Origin of the sequence: Streptomyces sp. NBC_00466 (assembly GCF_041433995.1) — a bacterium.
GTDB lineage: Bacteria > Actinomycetota > Actinomycetes > Streptomycetales > Streptomycetaceae > Streptomyces.
On sequence record NZ_CP107896.1, the window covers coordinates 6,587,235 to 6,605,762 of the forward strand.

The following is an 18,528-nucleotide window of genomic DNA, read 5'->3' on the forward strand; positions in this document are numbered from 1 at the left end:
CGGTCCGCCGGACGGCGCCCCGGCCCGTCGCCCCGCTGTCACAGTGGGGCGACGGGCCGGAGGCATGGCAGCCCACCGCGCGACTCCCTCACGGACTCTGGTCATCGCCTGCGTCGTCGCCAGGTACCCCGTGTTCGAGGAAGAGGTCGGCGAGGTCGAGGCTCACTTCCTCGATGCCGTCCTCCAGGGCCTGTTCGGTCCAGATGACCTTGCCGGTCGGGATGTACCGGGTGCCCCAGTGCTGCGCGAGTCTGGCCACCAGGAACAGTCCGCGGCCGCCCTCGTCGGTGGTCTTCGCCTGGCGCAGGTGTGGGGACGTGCTGGAACCGTCCGAGACCTCGCAGACCAGGGTGCGGTCACGCAGCAGGCGTACCCGTACCGGAGGCGTGCCGTACCGGATGGCGTTGGTGATCAGCTCCGACAGGATGAGTTCGGTGGTGAACGCGATCTCGTCCAGGCCCCAGTCCGTCAGCTGCCGGCTGGCATCGGCACGCACCGAGGCGACCGCCGCCGGATCGGACGGTACGTCCCAGTCGGCCACTTGCTCCGGGCCCAGGAGACGGGTGCGGGCCACCAGCAGCGCGACATCGTCGCTGGGCCGCGGCAGCGGGACGGAGTCGATGACCGCCTGGCAGGTCTGCTCCGGACTCCGCCCGGGGTGCCCGGTCAGGGCTTCCCGCAGCAGGTCAAGACCCACGTCGATGTCACGGTCGCGGTCTTCCACGAGCCCGTCGGTGTACAGCACCAGCCGGCTGCCCTCGGCAAGAGTCAGCTCGGCGGTTTCGAACGGCTGGCCACCGAGTCCCAGCGGTGGGGAGAGAGGCACATCCGGGAACGCGACCCTGCCGTCCGGATGTACGAGCGCGGGCCCGAGGTGGCCCGCCCGGGCCACGGAACAGCGGCCGGCCACCGGGTCATAAACGGCATACAGGCAGGTCGCTCCGGTCACGGCCGGCCATTCGTCCCCGGCGCCCTCGTCGGCATCGATCCTGACGACCAACTCGTCCAGGTAGGCCAGCAGTTCGTCGGGCGCCAGGTCCAGGGCGGAGAAGTTGTGCACCGCGGTCCGCAGCCGGCCCATGGTGGCCGCGGCGTGCAGCCCGTGCCCGACCACATCGCCCACCACCAGGGCCACCCGGGCGCCGGGCAGGGGGATGACGTCGAACCAGTCCCCGCCCACGCCGGCCTGCGCGGGCAGGTAGCGGTGGGCGACCTCCACCGCCGTCTGCCCGGACGGACCGCGCGGCAGCAGGCTGCGCTGCAGAGTGACGGCCACGGCGTGTTCCCGGGTGAAGCGACGGGCGTTGTCCACGCATACGGCTGCCCTGGCGGCCAGCTCCTCGGCGAAGGACAGATCGTCCGCCTCGAACGGCTGCACCTGCTCCGAGCGCCAGAAGCAGGCCCTGCCCAGCACCGTCCCGCGGGCCAGCAGCGGCACCGCGATCAGCGAGTGGAGGCCGTGGTCGAGGATTCTCTCCGCCCGCTGGGGATCGTGGGTCCGCCAGCCGCGCTCGGCACGCAGGTCGGCGATCAGGCCCCCGCGGTCCGAGGCCGGCGCCGCCGGCTGCTCTGCCCCGGGAATCAACTGCACCACATCGCCGACCTGGGCCACCGGTGCATCGGCCCGCACTCCCCGCAGGGCCACCCGGTGCATCTCCGCCCTCGCCCACCCCAGCTCTTCCCCCTGCACCACGGCATCGGCCAGGTCGACGGTGACGAGGTCCGCGAACCGCGGCATCGTCACCTCCGCCAGTTCCTCGGCCGTGCGCACCGCGTCCAGGGTGGTCCCGATCCGTACCCCCGCCTCGTACAGCAATGTCAGCCGCCCCCGTGCCAACTCCGCCCGCCCTGTCAGTGCCGCGAGCTCCGTGGTGTCCCGCAGGGTCGCCACATACATCGCCGGCCGCCCCCCGCCGTCCGCCGCCGGACGCACATTGACGCCCAGCAGCCGGTCTCCCGCCCGGTGCACCTCGTCGCTCGCCGGCCGCAGCGAGCCGAGCAGCTCCGCCACCCCGGCCGCCAGCCCCAAGTCCGCGATCTGGCGCCCCTCCGCGTCCGCCGGCAGCTCCAGCAGCCGCCGCGCCTCGTCGTTGGCCAGCAGCAGCCGTCCGTCCTGGTCGACGATCACCACGCCCTCCCGCACCGCGTGCAGCACCGCGTCGTGGTGCTCGTACATCCGCGTCATCTCCGCGGGCCCCAGTCCGTGGGTCTGCCGCCGCAGCCGCCGCGACACCAGCAGCGAGCTGCCCGCCGCCAGCAGCAGTACCCCCGCCGCCGCGGCCAGCAGCACCGGCAGGTGACTGTTCACCTCGTTCTGCACCTTCGACACCGTGATCGCGACCGACACCAGGGCGACGACTCTGCCGTGGGGTCCGGTGACGGGGGCGATCGAGTCCACGGCGAGGCCCCGGCTCGCGCTGAAGGTGCGGGTAAAGGCTCCGTGGGAGATGGCTGACTTGTACGGGCCGAGGACGTGCTTGCCGATCAGCTTCGTGTCGGGATGGGTGTAGCGGACCCCTTTCGTGCTGAACACCACGACGAGGTCGACGCCGGTCGACTTGCGGACCTCCTCGGCGCGCGGCTGCAGGATCGCGGTCGGGTGGGCGCTGGTCGCCGCCGCTGCCGTTCCGGGTGCCTCAGCAAAGGCCTGGGCCACACTGAGCGTGCGGTGGCGGGCGTCCCGCGTGCCGTTGCTGTGGGCCTGCAGTACCAGCGCCACCACCGCGGCCGCGATCAGCACCGCCGCGACGATCACCTGCAGGACGAACATCTGGCCCGCGACGCTGCGTAGACCCGGCAGAGAGCTGCGGCGCCCCCGCGAGGACCCGAAAGACGCCTTGCGCTCATCCATGGGCCGGTCCTGCCGATCGTTTTTTCGAGTACCCGGAAGGAATCGTCCGTCGGGGTGGCGACCCGCGGACGGAACAACAATAAGACCAAGAATCAACCGAAATGTTCTCTTGCTCGATGACTTGGCCGACTGGCCACCGAGCGGGCCGCCCCGCGCCGATCAGCAACCCCGTAACGCGGTCGTGGGTCTGCCGGCCCAGGGCGGAACACCCGTCTGCCCTGCTCGGCAGCCGGGCCGGACATGCCGGGGTGCGGGGTGGGTCGCAGAATGTGAGGGCGGGCCGTCTCCCTTTCGTCAGCCGCCCGCAACGGAGGCAAGGAGCCGGCATGTGCTCGCTGCAGGACCCCTCGGCCGGGAAGCCGGAGAGCCGCCCGGGGGAGGGGCATGCGGCCGGTGACGCAGACGAGTATGAGGTCGACGAAGAGGTGCAGCACGCACTCGACCGGCTCACTCTCCTCATCAACGCCGCCGAGGCCCTCGCCAGCACCCTCGACACGGACACGGGAATCCGGCGGCTCTGCCGCACCCTCGTTCCCGGTCTCGCCGACTGGTGCGCCGTCGACCTGCTGGACGGGGACGGACGGCTGCGCCGTGTGGCCGTCGAACACCGGGAGGCCGAAACGGAGGCCCCCGGCATGTACGAGGGGCTTCTGCCGTCGGACGAGGGATCCGAGGCCGGCTGGGCTCGTGCGTTGCGAGGTGTGGGGCCCGTGCTGCTCACGGACTTCCACCTGCCGCGGGGGACCGAGGACCGGCCGCTCGCGCGCGAGCTCGAACTCTTCCAGAGGCTGGCGACCGACACGGCGGTGGTCGCTCCCCTGAGAGCACGGCGGCAGGTCTTCGGAGTGCTGACCCTGGCACGTACCCGCCGCGAGGTGCCGCTGACGGATGACAGTCTCCCGCTCGTCGAGGACCTCGCACACCGGGTGGCCCTGGCCATCGACAACGCGCGCCTGCACTCGGAGGTGCAGCACACGGCGGAGCGCCTGCAACGCTCGCTGCTGCCCGACCTGCCCGTCCACGGGCCGCTCCAACTGGCCGCCCGCTATCAGTCGGCAGTGACCACCGCGAGGGTCGGGGGCGACTGGTACGACGCGTTCGTACTGCCCGAGGGCGCCCTGGCGCTGATCATCGGGGACATCGCGGGGCACGACCTGCGTGCGGCGATCATGATGAGTCAGACCCGCAACGTGCTCCGGGGCATCGCCTGCGATCGCAAGGAGCCGCCGGGCAAGATCCTGGCGAGGCTGGACGCCGCTCACCAGATCCTGTCCCCGCATCAGACTCTGACCTGCGTCTACGGGCTGGTCGAGAAAACGGCGCCCGACGAGTTCTGGCAGTTTCACTATGCGGTGGCGGGCCATCCCGCGCCGCTGTTGGTGACCCGCGAGGGGGAGACCCGCTTCCTCGACGGCGGCCGGAGCATGCTGCTGGGGATGGATCCCGAAGAGCACCGCCCGGGGGCCATCGAACGGCTGCCGGCCGAATCCACCCTGCTGCTGTACACGGACGGCCTCATCGAGCGCCGGGACGAAGGGCTGGACCGCGGCCTGGCCCGTCTCCGCCAGCACGCCGCGGCCCTCGCAAGGAAGCCGCTTGAGGCGTTCTGCGACGAACTGCTCAGTGGTCTGGCGGGTGACGGCACCGACGACGTCGCGATGATCGCGGTTCGCACGGGCCCGCCGAAGACGGGGCCCGCGCTGGCGGTTCCGTGAGGCAGCCACCGGCCGGCCGTTCGTGATCCGCGCCCCCGGCGCCGTGCCCAGCAGGAGCGTTCCCATCGTCCAGTTGTGGAGCGGTGAGGCGTGCTGCCGGACCGCCATGCAGATCAGGAACCGCTCGTCCCGGAGCGGCGGAACGGACCGGGCTGTCCAGCGGGGTGCTGAGGTGCGCCACGCTCTCCTGACGGGGCCGTGCCGGTGGTACCAGGCATGGCGGGAAGCTCTGAATGGTGGTTCACTTCTTTCATGGCCTACCGCAAGACCGGCGCCGAAATCGATCGGCTCGCAGCCGCCAGAGAGCACCTCGTCACGTGTGCCACCTCGGTGGTCACGGAAGTGGGCTGGTCACAGGCGTCGGTGACCGCTGTCGCCGATGCGGCGGGAATCGCGGCCGGTTCGGTGTACCAGCACTTCCCGTCCAAAGGGGCGCTCGCCGTCGAGGTGTTCCGACGAGCCGCAGGCCGCGAGGTCGACGTCCTCGGCGAGGTGCTCCAGGGGCCGGGGACGCCCGCCGAACGGCTCAGCCGGGGCGTCGGGGTCTTCGCCCGCCGTGCCCTGGAGAACCGCGGACTGGCATACGCGCTGCTCGCCGCACCGGCCGAACCGGCGGTCGGGGCCGAGCGCCTCGACTTCCGGCGCCGCTACCGGGCGCTGTTCGCCGAAGTCGTCCACCAGGGCATCGCGAACGGCCTGCTGCCCGCGCAGAACGGCGAGATCACCGCGGCCGCGCTCACCGGGGCGGTCGGCGAGGTGCTCGTCGACCCGCTCGGCACCCACGACGGGAAGGCCACCGAGGAACTCCTCGCCGAACTCACCGCCATGGCGTTGCGCTGCGCGGGCGTCCCCGCCGAGGTGCAGCAGCCCTGACCCGATCGTGCAAGCCCGCACCCGGAGGAAACCCGTGTCGACGACCGCCGCTCCCCGCAGCCGCCCCACCGCCCCGACCCACGAAGTGACCAATCAGCCACCACCGCTGGCCGGCCACGACGCCGCCCAGGACGCCGTGTTGCTGGAAGGCATGTGCCGTGAGGGTGCGTCGTGGCACACCGAGGACCTCCATGACCTCGGCCGCCTCGTCACGGGCGAGGAAGCACAGGACTGGGCCGACCAGGCCAATCGCCACGAACCCGTGCTGCGCACACACGACCGCTACGGCAACCGCATCGACGAGGTGGAGTTCCACCCCGCCTACCACCACCTGATGGACGCCTCGGTGGGGGCCGGGCTGGCCGGCGCTGCGTGGGCCGACGAGCGGCCGGGCGCCCATGTGGCCCGCGCCGCCGGCTTCATGCTGATGTCGATGGTGGAGCCGGGACACCTCTGCCCGGTCTCCATGACGTACGCGGTGGTCCCCGCGCTGCGCCACGCTCCCGGCCTCGCCGCCACGTACGAGCCCCTGCTCACCAGCCGGGTCTACGATCCCGGCCTGCGGACCCCCACCGGCAAGCGAGGGCTGCTCGCAGGGATGGGCATGACGGAGAAGCAGGGCGGCACCGACGTGCGCGCCAACACCACATCGGCCACCGAAGAGCCCGACGGGACCTGGCGGTTGCGCGGTCACAAGTGGTTCACCAGCGCGCCGATGAACGACCTCTTCCTCGTGCTCGCGCAGGCCCCCGGCGGTCTCTCCTGCTTCCTCGTGCCGCGCGTGCTGCCGGACGGCAGCCGCAACACCTTCCGCATCCAGCGGCTCAAGGACAAACTCGGCAACCGTGCCAACGCCAGCAGCGAGCCCGAGTTCGACGACACGGTGGCCTGGCTCGTCGGCCCCGAGGGCAAGGGCGTACGCACCATCATCGACATGGTGACCTCGACGCGCCTCGACTGCGTACTCGGATCCGCGGCGGGCACCCGCGCCGCGCTCGCCCAGGCCGCCCACCATGTGCGCCACCGCGCGGTGTTCGGCGCGAAACTGATCGACCAGCCTCTGATGCGCAATGTGATCGGCGACCTCGCGGTGGAGTCCGAGGCCGCCACCACACTCGCCCTGCGCCTCGCCGGGGCGGCCGACCGGGCCCAGCGCGGCGACGCCCGGGAGCGTGCGTTCCTGCGACTCGCCACGGCCGTCGGCAAGTACTGGGTGTGCAAACGGCAGCCCGCCGCGGTCGCCGAGGCGCTGGAATGCCTCGGTGGCAACGGATATGACGAGGCGTCCGGTATGCCGCGCCTCTACCGCGAGGCCCCGCTCAACGGCATCTGGGAGGGCTCGGGCAACGTCAACGCCCTTGACATGCTGCGGGCGCTGGCGCGCGAGACCGAGTCCGTCGACGCCTTCCGTGCCGAGATCGAGGCGGCATCGGGCGCCGACCGCCGACTGGATGCCGCCTGGCAGGAGCTGCGCGGCGAACTCGTCCTCACCGAGGACGCCCCGCTGCGGGCCCGCCGTCTCATCGAACGCGCGGCGCTCGTGCTCCAGGGGGCGCTCCTCGTACGGCACGCGCCGCCCGCCGTCGCCGACGCCTTCTGCGCGTCCCGGCTGGCCGGGGACCGGGGGCTGGCGTTCGGGACCCTCCCGCCGGACACGGATCTCGGGGGAGTGCTGGAGCGTCTCCCCGTCTGACGGCGGGTGTCGCGAGGCCGTACGGCGGGCGCCGGCCGTGGCTACGGCGGACGCCGGCCGTGGCCGGATTCAGGGGAGTTGCCCGTTGGAGTGAACGCAGCGGGTCAAACCTCGGCGGGCAGGGATACCGAAGCCGGATGAGGGCGTGCGGAGTCTCGCCGGCCACGCCTGTCGCTTCTGCTGCCCTCTGTGGCTCAGCACGTCACATCGCTACTTTCGGTGGTGAGTTGATTGCACACGGAGACGATCCACGTCGGTGGTGCGACAGCGGAACCGGAGGACAAGCATGAAGCTGTACCAGAAGTGGGCTGCGGGAATGGGCGCTCTCGCGATCAGCGCCGGACTCGTGTCGAGCACGGCCACCACGGCGGCAGCCAGTGACGCAGTGAGCCCCACGCCCCGGTCGGTCGTCGCCCAGCAGCTCACCCTCAGACTCGCCGACGACCCCGGTCAGGTTGCCAACGTACGCGGCGGGTCCACGGAAAACGGTGCCCCTGTCATCCAGTACCCCTGGTCCGGCAAGGCCAACGAGCGCTGGGAAGCGGACTCCGCCCTCGGCGGCTACTACCGGTTCAAGTCCGTCGGCAGCGGCAAGTGCCTCAACGTCAGGGGCGGCGGGAGCGAAAACGGCGCCCAGGTCATTCAGTACACCTGCGGAAACAGCGACAACGAACTGTGGAAGTTCGTTCCCAAGGGCATCGGCTACCAAGTCGTCGTCAAGTCCAGCGGCAAGTGCCTGAACGTCAGGGGCGGCGTCGGCGTCGGAAACGACCTGATCCAGTACGAGTGCACCCCACGGGGAGTGGCCAACGACGTCTGGCTGCCGGTCTGGGAACCCCACACCATCTGATCGCACGGCAGGGTGCCGCGCCCCCCGGGCCGGGACACGGCTGCTCACGCCATGCCGGCAGGGCGTAGGAGACCCGGTGGCCCCGACGCCGGTGAGGCATCGGGGCCACCAGCTGACGAAGGCTCAATGAGCCGTCACCCGGTCAGCAGGGGCCGACGGCGACGACGGCGACGAGCCCGGCCAGGTCTCCCTCGCGGCGGTTCCCTCCCGGCCGTTCAGTACCGCTCGCGCCGCCTCCTGCGGCGGCGGTTGTAGACAAGCAGGGCCCCGGCGAGGAGGCCGATCACGAACATGATCAGCAGCGCCGCGTACAAGGGCATGGTGACGACGGGAACCAGCAGCCGGATCTTCACTTCCCGGGTGTTCTCGGCGATGAGGACGATCGCGACCGCGGTCAGCAGCAGGGCGAGGATACGCGTAGGCGTCAGGGCCTGGCGCCACCGTGAACCACGGTTGGTCGCGGCGTCCGGTGCGTCTGGAGCCTGGTGTCCGCTCATCTCTCCAGAATCGGCCCCCGGATTGCGTGACGCCGCTCCGGGCTGCGCCATTCGGGTGACAGGCGGCCTGTGCCCGCGCATCGGTGCAGCTCACGGTTCCGGGCGACGCGTCCGACGGTCCGCCCCTCCGATGGGCTACCCCCGCTCGTGACGCCTCGCCCACGGGCCGAGGGTGGGCAGCACCGGCCGTACCAGGTGTGCGGCCCGCCGTATCCACGCCCCGCCAGGGAGGCCGTTGTATCCGTGTCACACCCCGGCACGCTGGTCCTGATCACGGCCGCCGCAGTGCTCGCTCCGCTGCTGGCAAGCGCGGCGGCCCGACGCCTCGCCGTCCCGCTCGTCATTTTCGAGATCGCGCTCGGCATCGTCATCGGCCCGGACGCCCTTGACTGGGCGCATTCGGACCAGGCCATCGACACCCTGTCGAACCTGGGGCTGTCCATGCTGATCTTCCTCGCCGGCTACGAGATCGACTTCGCGGCGGTGCGAGGCAGGACCCTGAACCGGGCTGCGGGAGCCTGGCTGGCCTCGCTGGCCGTCGCCATCGCGGTGGCCTTCCTGCTCAGCGGTGACGACGTGTTCAAGGCGTTCGTGATCGGCACGTCGCTGACCAGCACAGCTCTGGGCACAGTCCTGCCGATGCTCAAGGACGAGGGGGACCTGCACGGCCGCTTCGGCGCGGTGGTGACGGCCTTCGGAGCGGTGGGCGAGTTCGGCCCGGTCGTCGCCATCGCTCTGCTGCTGAGCGGCCGCAAACCCGGGGTGTCGGCCGCCCTTCTGATCGTCTTCGCGGCTGTCACGGCCGCGGCCATCGTCTGGGCGCTGCGGCCCAGGCGCCCCTGGTTCTCCCGCTTGATCGACAAGACCTTGCACAACAGTGCCCAGTTCGCAGTGCGCTTCGTCATGTTCCTGCTGGCGGGCATGCTGGGCCTCGCATCGGCATTCGGACTCGACGTCCTGCTGGGCGCGTTCGCGGCAGGCATCCTGGCCCGCCTGGTGCTGTACGGCGCCGCCCCCGACAGCAGCGCCGAGGTCCTGGGCAAGGTGGAGGCCATGGGCTTCGGATTCCTGGTGCCGCTGTTCTACGTGGTGACCGGCATCAACTTCGACCTCCACGCCCTGCTCCACGACGCCCGCTCGCTGGCGTTGCTGCCGGTCTTCCTGCTCCTGTTCCTCCTCCTGCGGGGCGGGCCCGTATACCTGCTCGCACCCCGCGACCTGGACCGCGGCGACAGGAGCGCGCTCACCCTGTTCGCGGCGACCTGCCTCCCCCTTGTCGTCGCCATCACCACCATCGGCGTCAGCCAGAAGATCGTGGACTCGGCCGTGGCGGCGGCTCTGGTCGGCGCCGCGATGGTCTCGGTGCTGGTATTCCCGCTGCTGGCCAGGCGCATTCGCGTCGGCGGTCGCGACCGAGCACCGTCGGGCTCCCGGACCGCAGAGGAGTCGGAGGCGTGGTAACGAGGGTGCCGGCAGCCGATGTTGAGGTGTGGAAGTTGATGCGTCGGCGTCACCCAGATCGACGGGAACGGAAGTGGCGCCGTACTTCTCGCACAGTGCGGCGAGCTCAGGCGCCCGCGGGCCTCACGCCGGGGACGGGCTGCCGGAGCGGCCTCATAGAAGCGGAAGAAGAGCCTCGAGTGCGGGGTTGTCGTTGCTTTTGCGCCACACGTAGTCGAGCTCAACGGGCTGCGGCTGGGCGGGCAGGTGCAGCAGCCGGTAGACGACACCCTGGTGCTGCATGGTCATCGCGGCCTCGGGGACCAGGGCGATGCCCCAGCCGGTGTTGACCAGGGCCAGGATGTTGTGGACCTGGCTGAGGTACTGGGTGAACACCGGCCGTACCCCTCCGGTGCGGAACGTGGTGAGCAGCAGTTCGTGAAAGTAGCGGGCCTCGATGGGGGGAGTACATCAGGAAGTCCTGACCGTCGAAGTCCGCCAGTTCGATGGGTCCGTCGACAGCTGCCAGCGGGTGGGCGGCGGGCAGCGCGGCCACCAGACCCTCCCGGACGGCGGTGCGTGCGGCCAGGTCGTTGCCGACTGCCGACGGGCGGATCAGACCGAGGTCCAGGGAGCCCTCGCTGAGAGCTTCCAACTGGTCGCGGGTGACCAGCTCGTGCAGCAGTATCTCCACCCCTGGCAGCGAACTGCGGGCGATGTCGAGGAGTTCACCGAGCGCGGAGTAGGCGCTCGCGGCGGTGAAGCCGACGGCGATCGCGCCCGTCTCTCCGGTCGGTACCCGGCGCACGGCGAGGGTGGCACGCTCGGCCTGGCGCACGATACGACGCGCCTCCGAGAGGAAGGCCCGGCCTGCGGGCGTCAGCCGCACCGTTCGGTTGGTGCGGTCCAGCAGCCTCACACCCAGGTCGTTCTCCAGCAGCTGGATCTGCCGGCTCAACGGCGGCTGGGTCATACTCAGTCGCTCCGCGGCACGGGTGAAGTGCAGCTCCTCCGCCACGGCCACGAAACACGACAGCTGAGTCAATGTGAACAATGATGCTCTCCTTGAATGGTCACATCCAAAACTTATGTTGGACGTGGATCAATCGCGCCCGTAGCGTTCGAATCCTGACGGTCAGACGTCGCCTTCCCGCTCCCGGACCCCTCGCTGACACATGTCCGGGCCGGCGTGCGGCCCTGTCCTCCACGCCCGCACCCTCCCCACCGCGCCGACCCAGGGACACGAAGTGGCGACCACGACGAACACGACAACTCACGCCGCACACACCGCACATGCCGCCCACGCCGCGGGTGAAGCCACCCTCGACCGCATCGCCTGGCTGCGTCTTTCTTCGGTGACCCTGCCGCTGGCCACGCCGATCAGTGACGCGAAGGTTCTGACCGGCCGCCAGAAGCCGATGACGGAGGTCGCCTTCCTCTTCGTGGAGGTCACCACTGAGCAGGGGCACGAGGGCATCGGCTTCAGCTACTCCAAGCGAGCGGGCGGCCCTGGCCAGTTCGCCCACGCCCGGGAGATCGCCGAGACCCTGCTCGGTGAGGACCCCAGCGACATCGGCAAGATCTGGACCAAGCTCGTGTGGGCCGGAGCGTCAGTGGGCCGCAGCGGACTGGCCACCCAGGCGATCGCAGCCTTCGACGTCGCCCTGTGGGACCTCAAGGCCAAGCGGGCCGGTCTGCCGCTGGCCAAGCTGCTCGGTGCCCATCGCGACTCCGTACGCTGCTACAACACCTCCGGCGGCTTCCTGCACACGCCGACCGGGCAGGTCCTGGACAACGCCACCTCATCCCTGGACAGCGGCATCGGCGGCATCAAGATCAAGGTCGGTCACCCCGACGGCACATACGACCTGGCCCGTCTCACCGCGGTGCGCGAGCACATCGGCGACGACGTGCCGCTCATGGCCGACGCCAACCAGCAGTGGGACCGGCCCACCGCGCAGCGCATGGGCCGCGCCATGGAAAAGTTCAACCTGGTCTGGATCGAGGAGCCGCTCGACGCCTACGACGCCCAGGGCCACGCCGCGCTCGCCGCTTCCCTGGACACCCCCGTGGCCACCGGCGAGATGCTGGCCAGCGTCGCCGAGCATGTCGAGCTGATCCGGCACAACGCCGCCGATGTCATCCAGCCCGACGCACCCCGCATCGGCGGTATCACCCAGTTCCTCAAGCTCGCCGCTCTCGCCGAGCACCACCAGCTGCAGCTCGCACCGCACTTCGCGATGGAGATTCATCTCCACCTCGCCGCCGCCTACCCGATCGAACCCTGGGTGGAGCACTTCGACTGGCTGGAGCCGCTGTTCAACGAGCACCTGGAGATCCGGGACGGACGCATGTACGTCTCTGCCCGTCCCGGCCTCGGCTTCACGCTCAGCGATCAGGCCCGGGCCTGGACGATCGCCGAGCACGAGGTCGGCGCCCGCCCCTGAGCCCGACCTGCAGAGGCGGCCGCCCACCGCCGAGACGTGCACGCTGCCCTGCCGGCGTGCACCACCGGAAAACGCAGAGAGTGAGAGGTGACCGACAGAGCGTCGGCATTGTCTGCTCCGGGGCGGCTGCGAGGTGCCGCGACTGTGAGCCTGCCCATAGGACCTATGTCATGTACGAGGCATGGCAGTAGGGCTGTGGAAAGCGTGGCGGATCGCGCACCAGGGCCGTCCACGCCGCTCCGGGCCCGCGCTACGTACACAGGTAGTAACGGGCCTCATTGCCCCTGCCTTCCAGCGGCGCTAACCATGGTCCGAGTCCCGGGGAGCTGAGTGCCGGACCGGTCGGGCCCCGCCCGCCACCGCTGCTCCGCCCACGACACGTAGCTGCATTCCGCTGTCGCCGGCCCCCGCGGCCTCCTACGACATCCCCGGACGAAGAGGTACCCCCGTATGCCCGCCATCACCCCTGGCGCCGGCAGCAGGACAGCAAGCCGAAGGACTGATAGCTGATGGCGTACGAGAGTGGGAACGCGATACCCGGCCCGGACGCCCCAGGGCCCGCCGGCCCCGAGCCGGCCGGTGACGGGCCGCCCGGACGGCGGCGCCCGCGTCGCAGGGCGCTGCGGATCACCGCCTGGGCCGCCCTCGGCGTACTGGCGGTGGGAGGAGCAGGCGCGGCCTACCTGTGGTCGCACCTCAACGGCAACGTCAAGGGCGTCGACATCAACGCCGCCCTCGGAAAGGACCGGCCCAGCGACGCGCACAACGGCGCGATGAACATTCTTCTCCTCGGGTCCGACTCGCGGGCGGGGACGAACGGCGCGTACGGAAAGGGCATCAGCGGCGCCCGGTCCGACACGACGATGGTTCTCCACGTCGACAAGTCCCACAAGAAGGCGAGCGTCGTCAGCATTCCGCGGGACACGATGATGGAGCGCCCCGCGTGCCCGAAGCCGCACGGCGGCACCGTGCCCGGCGCGCACCAGGCGATGTTCAACGAGTCCTACGAGGTGGGTGGCCCCGGCTGCACCGTGAAGACGGTCGAGAAGATGTCCGGTGTCCGCATGGACCACTATGTCGAAGTCGACTTCAACGGTTTCAAGAAGCTCATCGACCAGCTCGGTGGTGTGAACATCACGACCAGCCAGGCGATCGACGACAACGACAGCCACCTCAAGCTGTCCGCCGGCAAGCACACGCTCAAGGGCGAGCAGGCACTCGGTCTCGTACGGACCCGGCACGGTGTGGGCGACGGCAGTGACCTCGGCCGTATCCAGCTCCAGCAGGCGTTCATCAAGGCCCTGACCGAAAAGGTCGACAACATCGGCCTGCTCGGCAACCCGGCCAAGCTCTACGACCTCGCCGACACCGCGACCCGGACCGTCAGCGCCGACTCCGGGCTGGCGTCCGCGAACAAGCTGCTGGGTCTGGCCAAGGACCTCAAGGGCATCAGCCCGAAGAACATGAACATGGTCACGATGCCGGTGGCCTACGACCCTCAGGCCCCGGACCGGGTCCTGCCCCTCACCAAGGCATCCCAGCAGGTCTGGAAGGCGCTGCGGGACGACAAGCCGATACCGAAGTCCGCCGTGCAGAACTCGGTGGGCGACAAGGGCAAGTCGCCGGTCACCGCGAGCGCTTGACGTCGGCCGCCCCGGGGAGAAGGTTCTTCCTCGCTTCTCCTCCAGGGCCGGAAGCAGTGCGGTTCTCTCACTGCTTCCGGCCCGGCACACCGCCCCTTCGGGGCACGCGCTCAAGCGGGCGCCGGCGGTCTGCGCACCCGACGTCCAGGCAGTGGTCCCCGACCACCGTCACCGGAAGGCATCGGCGTTCTCCGAAGCCCACTGCTGAAACGCACGGGCCGGCGTTCCGGTGACCTGTGAGACCGTGTCGCGCACCATCAGCAACTCGTCGTTCACGTCTCCGCCCATGACGCGAGCACCGCGTCCGTGGCCTCGGCTCCCCATGCCGGGGCCATTTTGCGTGTGGGCCTCCTGGCGGCTGATCTCGGCGAAGGACACCTCCCGGCCCAGTCGAGGAAGCCGCGCGTCACTCCACCGCGGAAGCCAGGCTGAGTACAGGCGCGGCCTGGTCGGTGAGCTGGTGCAGTTGGTTGAGCTCGTTGAGGTGGTTCAAGCCGGCCAGCTGGTCCTTCACCTTCGGGAGCCGGGCCGCGTACGGCGCGGGGATACCGGTCGTGGCGATGGCGTCGAGCTCGCCGATGGGATTCAGCTTCGAGCCGGCCCGGCCGGAGGCGTCAGCGGCGTGTGCTGACGACATGGCAAGGCACGGGAGAGCGGCAGCGAGAGCAAGACATGCGGCAATTCGTCGTGTTGTGGTCATACATGTGCAAACGCGCCGAGGGGTCGATGGACACGGCGCATTCCTGCGCCTGGTGGCCGGGCCTCGTTCCTGGATCCATCTGGATCTATAAATCAGATCGCCTGCAACGGAAACATCTGTTGGACAGAATTTCCGGCACGCCTGAGGATTTCCCGTGCGGTAGCACAGTCAACGCGACAGGGATGAACTACCGCCTGAGTGGAGGCTGAAGTGCCAAGTGAAGAGACCGAAGTAGTCATCGTCGGGGCCGGCCAGGCGGGCGTGGCGATGAGTGAGCACCTGGGAGCCTGCGGCGTACCGCACATCGTCCTGGAGCGGCACCGGATCGCCGAGCGGTGGCGCTCGGAGCGGTGGGACTCCCTGGTCGCGAACGGGCCTGCGTGGCACGACCGGTTCCCGGGGCTGGAGTTCTCCGACGTCGCCCCCGATGCCTTCGCCTCGAAGGAGCAGGTCGCGGACTACTTCGCTGCGTACGCCGAGAAGATCGGTGCCCCGATCCGGTGCGGTGTCGAGGTGAACTCGGTGCGGAAGCACACCGGTCGGCCCGGCTTCCAGGTCGAGACGTCGGAGGGCTCCATCAACGCGCGCTTCGTCGTGGCTGCGACCGGACCGTTCCAGCGGCCCGTGATCCCGCCCATCGTCCCCGACGGCGCCGTCCCCGTACAGATTCATTCCAGCGGGTACCGCAATCCGGAGCAGCTGCCCGATGGCGCGGTCCTCGTGGTCGGGGCCGGCTCCTCGGGGGTGCAGATCGCCGACGAGCTGCGTCAGTCGGGTCGCCGGGTCTACCTCTCCGTCGGACCCCACGACCGTCCGCCGCGCGAGTACCGCGGCCGTGACTTCTGCTGGTGGCTCGGTGTGCTCGGGCTCTGGGACGCCGAGACGCCTCCCCAGGGCGCCGCACATGTCACCATCGCGGTCAGCGGCGCCCGGGGCGGCCACACCGTGGACTTCCGTGCCCTGGCCGGCACTGGCATCGAGCTCGTCGGCCTGACCGCGTCCTGCGACGACGGCGTACTGCGCTTCGCGCCGGATCTCGCCACGAACATAGCCGTCGGCGACGCCAAGTACCTCGCGCTCATCCAGGCGGCCGACGAGTACGTCGAACGCAATGGGCTCGACCTCCCCGAGGAGCCGGAGGCCCACGTCCTGGGCCCGGACCCGGAATGCGTGACCGACCCGCTCCTGGAGCTCGACCTGACTGATGCCGGTGTCACCTCGATCGTCTGGGCGACCGGCTTCGCCACCGACTACAGCTGGCTCGACGTCGACGCTTTCGACGAGAACGGCCGACCGGACCAGCGACGAGGAGTGTCCTCCGAACCCGGCGTCTACTTCGTGGGCCTGCCCTGGCTGTCCCGCCGCGGGTCGAGCTTCATCTGGGGCGTCTGGCACGACGCCAGGTACATCGCCGACCACATCGCGATCCAGCGGGGCTACCTCGCGTACAGCACCACCACCGACCGGTCCGGCGCCGTGCCGGCGACCCAGCAGAACTGAGGAGCAGACGATGACCTCCACGAGCGAGAGCCGCCCGGTGCGGGCCCCGATCACCGCGGGCGGCCACACCCGGATCAGGCCGTTCAACACCCGCGACACCTATCCCGAGCAGAACCTCGACAACGACCTCTGTCAGGCCGTCGTGGCCGGCAACACCGTCTATGTCCGGGGCCAGATCGGTCAGGACCTCGACACCAGCGAATCGGTCGGTATCGGTGACGCCGGGGCCCAGGCCGAGCAGGCGATGGCCAACATCAAGATGCTGCTCGAAGAGGCGGGCAGCCGTATGGAACATCTCGTCAAACTGACGATCTATCTGGTCGACCCGCGCTACCGCGAGGCCGTCTACCGCACGGTGGGCCGCTGGACCAAGGGTGTGCACCCGATCTCCACCGGCCTGGTGGTGTCCGCCCTGGCCCGTGCCGAGTGGCTGTGCGAGATCGACGCGGTCGCGGTGATCCCGGAGGGGGACCGGTCATGACCTTCTCCCTGGTGGCCCGTGACGGCGAGCGGTTCGGTATCGCGGTCAGCTCGTCGAGCCCGGCGGTCGCGGCCCGCGTCGCCCACCTGAAACCCGGCATCGGTGCGGCGGCTTCGCAGAACGTCACCGATCCCACCCTCGGTACGAGTCTGCTGGCCGGGCTCGCCGAACACGGCGACGCGCAGCGCGCCCTGACCGGCGTCACGGGCGCGGCGCGCAACGCGAAGACCATCGGCTACCGGCAGTTGACGGTGCTCGGCCGCTCAGGCCCCGGGTTCGCGTACAGCGGTTCGGGGACGCTGGGCACGTACGCGTCGGCCACCGCGGACGGTGCGGTCGCGGCGGGCAACATGCTGTCCGGCGAGCACATCCCGCAGGTACTTCTCGATGCGTACGCGGCGGCCTCCGGCGAGCTGGAAGAGCGCCTGATCGCCGCCCTGCGTGCCGCCGTCGCGGCCGGCGGGGAGGAGGGGCCGGTGCACTCGGCAGGCCTGGCGGTCGTCGCGGACGTGGACTGGCGGGTGACCGACCTGCGCGTGGACTGGGCCGACGACCCCGTCGACCGGCTCGCCGGACTCCTCGACGTCTGGCTGCCGCAGCGCGACGACTACGTGCGGCGCGGACTCGACCCGCAGGCCGCGCCCTCGTACGGCGTCCTGGGCGACCTGTGACGGGCGCGCTCAAAGCGGCCGCCAGGCGCCAGGTCGACCGCCACGCCGACGAGCTGATCGGTCTCTCCGAGCGGCTGCACGCCGACCCGGAGACGGCCTGGGAGGAGCACCGGGCCGCCGCCGCCGTACCGGAACTGCTCGACCGCGCCGGATTCGACGTCACCTCGTCCTACCTGGGCCTGGAGACCGCGTTCCTGGCACGGTTCGGCAGCGGGCCCACCCGGATCGCGCTGTGCGCCGAGTACGACGCGCTGCCCGGCCTCGGCCACGCGTGCGGGCACAACCTCATCGCGGCGAGCTCCGTCGGCGCCGCGCTCGGCCTGGCCTCTGTCGCCGACGACGCCGGCCTCACCGTGGAGGTCTACGGCACACCCGCCGAAGAGGGCGGCGGCGGCAAGATCGAGATGCTCGACCGGGGCGCCTTCGCCGGAGTGGACCTCGCCATGATGGTGCACCCGGCGCCGGTCGACGTCGCCGAGGCCCGCCCGTTCGCGGTCACCCACTCCAAGGTCTCCTACACAGGGAAGTCCGCCCACGCCGCGGCCTACCCCGAGGCCGGGGTCAACGCGGCTGACGCCTTCACCGTGGCCCAGGTAGCGATCGGGCTGCTGCGGCAGCAACTGCCGCCATCGGCCCGGGTGCACGGCGTGGTGACCCATGCAGGGGACGCGCCGAACGCCATCCCGGAGCGGGCCGCCGGCCGATGGTACGTACGCGCGGAGACGCTCGCCGAACTGGCCGAGCTGGAACCACGCGTCATGCGGGCCTTCGAAGCGGGTGCCCTCGCGACGGGCTGCGAGCTGGTGATCGAGCCGGAGAGCAAGCCGTACGCGGAGTTCCGCACGGACGAGACCGCTCTCGGGCACTACCGGGCGAACGCCCTCGCGCTGGGGCGCGAGTTCGCGCCGCCCGGCCAGGCGGCGCGGATGAACCGCGCATCCACCGACATGGGCAACGTGTCGCAAGTGGTGCCGGCCATCCACCCCTACATCGGCATCGGATCGCTGCCCGCCACCAACCATCAGCACGAGTTCGCGGCGTTCTGCGTGGGCGGAACGGCCCAGCGAGCCCTGCTCGACGCGGCGACCGCGCTGGCCTGGACCGGCCTGGACCGAAGCGGCACGGCCGGGGGAGCGATGGCGTGACAGGAGCGGCCGCCGCCGTGGG

15 protein-coding genes and 1 pseudogene are annotated in these 18,528 nt (G+C 70.5%); 11 read left to right on the plus strand and 5 right to left on the minus strand.

The genetic code is table 11. The features are described 5' to 3' along the window. Window positions 1–88: 88 nt before the first annotated feature. Window positions 89–2,851, minus strand: a complete 2,763-nt coding sequence (locus tag OG210_RS29565; RefSeq protein ID WP_371539577.1) for a SpoIIE family protein phosphatase — start codon at window positions 2,849–2,851, stop codon at window positions 89–91. Window positions 2,852–3,177: 326 nt separating this feature from the next. Here OG210_RS29565 and OG210_RS29570 point away from each other — a divergent pair, with 326 nt between their 5' ends. The 4 genes from OG210_RS29570 (at window position 3,178) to OG210_RS29585 (ending at window position 7,982) form a co-directional block, all read left to right on the plus strand. Next, entirely contained in the window at window positions 3,178–4,566 is a 1,389-nt protein-coding gene (locus tag OG210_RS29570; protein WP_328324043.1) for a GAF domain-containing SpoIIE family protein phosphatase, read from the plus strand. A 252-nt stretch (window positions 4,567–4,818) separates the two neighbouring features. Further along, entirely contained in the window at window positions 4,819–5,439 is a 621-nt protein-coding gene (locus OG210_RS29575) for a TetR/AcrR family transcriptional regulator (RefSeq protein WP_328324041.1), read from the plus strand. A gap of 34 nt (window positions 5,440–5,473) precedes the next feature. Continuing rightward, window positions 5,474–7,132 carry an acyl-CoA dehydrogenase family protein gene (locus OG210_RS29580; RefSeq protein WP_328324039.1) on the plus strand — a complete coding sequence of 553 codons (1,659 nt, stop codon included), beginning with the start codon at window positions 5,474–5,476 and terminating at the stop codon, window positions 7,130–7,132. Between the two features lie 286 nt (window positions 7,133–7,418). Further along, a complete protein-coding gene (locus tag OG210_RS29585; RefSeq protein ID WP_328324037.1) occupies window positions 7,419–7,982 on the plus strand; it encodes an RICIN domain-containing protein in 564 nt (187 codons plus the stop codon). Window positions 7,983–8,197: 215 nt separating this feature from the next. On the opposite strand, the gene OG210_RS29590 is transcribed toward OG210_RS29585, so the two are convergent. After that, window positions 8,198–8,479 (minus strand): LapA family protein, encoded by a 282-nt coding sequence (locus OG210_RS29590; RefSeq protein ID WP_328324035.1) that lies wholly within the window; start codon window positions 8,477–8,479, stop codon window positions 8,198–8,200. A 243-nt stretch (window positions 8,480–8,722) separates the two neighbouring features. Here OG210_RS29590 and OG210_RS29595 point away from each other — a divergent pair, with 243 nt between their 5' ends. Further along, window positions 8,723–9,940, plus strand: coding sequence for a cation:proton antiporter (locus tag OG210_RS29595; protein WP_328324033.1), 1,218 nt, complete (start codon window positions 8,723–8,725; stop codon window positions 9,938–9,940). Window positions 9,941–10,093: 153 nt separating this feature from the next. On the opposite strand, the pseudogene OG210_RS29600 reads toward OG210_RS29595, so the two are convergent. Continuing rightward, window positions 10,094–10,943: pseudogene (locus tag OG210_RS29600) on the minus strand (LysR substrate-binding domain-containing protein). A 223-nt stretch (window positions 10,944–11,166) separates the two neighbouring features. On the opposite strand from OG210_RS29600, the gene OG210_RS29605 reads away from it, so the two are divergent. Together OG210_RS29605 and OG210_RS29610 are read left to right on the plus strand one after the other, a co-directional pair. After that, entirely contained in the window at window positions 11,167–12,366 is a 1,200-nt protein-coding gene (locus OG210_RS29605) for a mandelate racemase/muconate lactonizing enzyme family protein (RefSeq protein ID WP_371539582.1), read from the plus strand. 509 nt (window positions 12,367–12,875) lie between these two features. Next, the gene (locus OG210_RS29610; protein ID WP_371539585.1) at window positions 12,876–14,009 is read left to right on the plus strand and encodes an LCP family protein; all 1,134 of its coding nucleotides are present in this window, start codon (window positions 12,876–12,878) and stop codon (window positions 14,007–14,009) included. Window positions 14,010–14,177: 168 nt separating this feature from the next. On the opposite strand, the gene OG210_RS29615 is transcribed toward OG210_RS29610, so the two are convergent. Both OG210_RS29615 and OG210_RS29620 read right to left on the minus strand, forming a co-directional pair. Continuing rightward, window positions 14,178–14,387 (minus strand): hypothetical protein, encoded by a 210-nt coding sequence (locus tag OG210_RS29615; RefSeq protein WP_371539587.1) that lies wholly within the window; start codon window positions 14,385–14,387, stop codon window positions 14,178–14,180. 28 nt (window positions 14,388–14,415) lie between these two features. Next, window positions 14,416–14,646: a hypothetical protein gene (locus OG210_RS29620; protein WP_328324027.1), complete on the minus strand. Its 231-nt coding sequence runs from the start codon at window positions 14,644–14,646 to the stop codon at window positions 14,416–14,418. A gap of 273 nt (window positions 14,647–14,919) precedes the next feature. Between OG210_RS29620 and OG210_RS29625 the strand changes: the two genes are divergently transcribed. Genes OG210_RS29625 through OG210_RS29640 form a run of 4 tightly spaced genes read left to right on the plus strand, consistent with a single transcriptional unit; the run spans window position 14,920 to window position 18,506 of the window. Next, entirely contained in the window at window positions 14,920–16,209 is a 1,290-nt protein-coding gene (locus OG210_RS29625; RefSeq protein WP_328324025.1) for an NAD(P)/FAD-dependent oxidoreductase, read from the plus strand. A 10-nt stretch (window positions 16,210–16,219) separates the two neighbouring features. Next, window positions 16,220–16,690 (plus strand): RidA family protein, encoded by a 471-nt coding sequence (locus tag OG210_RS29630; protein ID WP_328324023.1) that lies wholly within the window; start codon window positions 16,220–16,222, stop codon window positions 16,688–16,690. Further along, entirely contained in the window at window positions 16,687–17,361 is a 675-nt protein-coding gene (locus tag OG210_RS29635; RefSeq protein ID WP_328324021.1) for a DUF1028 domain-containing protein, read from the plus strand. Before OG210_RS29630 ends, OG210_RS29635 begins: the two co-directional genes overlap by 4 nt. After that, a complete protein-coding gene (locus OG210_RS29640) occupies window positions 17,358–18,506 on the plus strand; it encodes a M20 family metallopeptidase (protein ID WP_328324019.1) in 1,149 nt (382 codons plus the stop codon). Before OG210_RS29635 ends, OG210_RS29640 begins: the two co-directional genes overlap by 4 nt. The last annotated feature ends 22 nt before the right edge of the window (window positions 18,507–18,528 follow it).